Origin of the sequence: Ensifer sp. YR511 (assembly GCF_900103045.1) — a bacterium.
In the GTDB taxonomy this organism is placed as follows: Bacteria; Pseudomonadota; Alphaproteobacteria; order Rhizobiales; family Rhizobiaceae; genus Ensifer; species Ensifer adhaerens.
On sequence record NZ_FNGR01000083.1, the window covers coordinates 1 to 1,907 of the forward strand.

The window sequence follows — 1,907 nt, forward strand, 5'->3', positions numbered from 1 at the left end:
GCGCATTGCCTCGCCTGAACTGCTCCCTGAGAATGGGTTATTGCCTCATCTAAATTGCTCCCGACGAATCAACCTCGGGAGCTGTGATGAGGAAGGTAAGCATGGCGACACGTGCGGAATTGGTGGCGGCGATCAGTTGTCGCTATGTGTTAGGCGGGCGGGCCGAGAAGGCGAGGATGTTAGACGAGTTCGTGGCGCTCACGGGCTTTCATCGCAAGCATGCGATGCGACTGCTGCGAGGAGAACGCGAACCGGCGAAGGGTGGTCCTCGACCAGGGCGCCGGGTTTATGGCGATGACGTGCGGGCAGCGCTCGTCGTTGTTTGGGAGGCGTCGGATCGAATTTGCGGCAAGCGACTACACCCCCTGTTGCCAACACTGATCGAAGCGATGGAACGTCATGGACACGGCGATATGAATAGCGAGACGCGCCAGAAACTCTTGGCGATGAGTCCAGCGACGATTGATCGGATCCTCAAGGAGATTAAAGCGAGCGCCACGGGTCCGCGGCGCCGGAAAGGATCAACAGCGATTCGGCGTAGTGTTCCCGTTCGAACCTTCTCGGATTGGGATGACCCCGCACCTGGCTTTGTCGAGGCTGATCTCGTTTCTCATTCCGGCCCGTACGCGAGGGGTGCCTTCTCGCAAACGCTGGTGTTGACCGATATAGCCACGGGCTGGACGGAATGCGCGCCGCTGCTGGTTCGCGAGCAAACGGTACTGATCACTGCGTTGGCCGAACTGCGCAAGTTGCTGCCGTTCCCGCTGCTGGGCTTCGACACCGACAACGACAGTGTGTTCATGAACGAGAGTGTTCATGAGTATTGCTTGCGCGATAATATCGAACTTACCCGTTGCCGCCCTTACCGAAAGAACGATCAGGCATTTGTCGAGCAGAAGAATGGCGCGATCGTGCGCAAGATCGTTGGATACCGACGCTTCGAGGGGCTGCGAGCCACTCGGGAGTTGGCCAAGCTTTATTCGTCAATGCGGTTGTTCGTGAATTTCTTTCAGCCATCATTCAAACTGAAAGAAAAGCACCGTGACGGAGCCAAGGTGATCAAGCGCTATCATCGTCCCGCCACGCCCTATCAGCGGCTGCTTGACGACCCACGCACGCCGGAGGATACATGCCTTTGGCTCAAGGCGATGTACCTGACGCTCGATCCGGTCCGACTGCTCCGCGACATACGCCTGGCACAAGAGAGATTGGTCGAAATTGCTGACAAGCCTGATGGTTCGCCCGCCACCGACGGCGAGGCATTACCGCTCGAAGACTTTCTGTCTGGCTTACGGATTGCTTGGCGTGGTGGTGAAGTGAAACCGACTGCCCGCTCCAAGCCAGCGGCCAAGCGAGAGCGGCGGAGGCCCGATCCTCTACTCGCCGTCACTGCCGAACTCGAGGAATGGTTCGAGGCGGAGCCGTGGCGAACGTCGCGAGAGTTGCTTGAACGCTTGCAGGTCAAATACCCCGGCGTGTATCCCGACGGCCTCATTCGGACCGTGCAGCGACGAATGAAGATCTGGCGCAGTACACAGGCCAATGCGCTGGTGTTCGGGCCATTCGCCGATGCCGCGCGGCAAACGCAAATCGTAGAGGTCGTGCAGTGAGATCGTTACCGAACAATACAGGATCGGCATCCGCGCTCTTACCGCCAGGTTGGCCTTCGACAACCCGACCCTACCGGAAAACATGATGACCGCCCGCGAAGCCGCCCGCTCGCTACAGCGCTATTGAGGGCGCGCTCGCGAGCGGCTTCGCTACCTCCGTCACCTGCACCAGGTGCGGGGACACGATCGGAACAACCCGTGAGGCATTCGAGAACATCCGAGTGAGGCAACGGCATTATTCTCTGGGAACACTCTTGGGTGAGGCAATACGAATCTCACCTTGATTGCCGCCGCGCA

1 protein-coding gene is annotated in these 1,907 nt (G+C 59.0%); it reads left to right on the forward strand.

Going from position 1 to position 1,907, the window contains the following annotated elements:
- Positions 1-86: 86 nt before the first annotated feature.
- Positions 87-1,610, forward strand: coding sequence for a transposase (locus tag BLU15_RS38735; protein WP_090302592.1), 1,524 nt, complete (start codon positions 87-89; stop codon positions 1,608-1,610).
- The last annotated feature ends 297 nt before the right edge of the window (positions 1,611-1,907 follow it).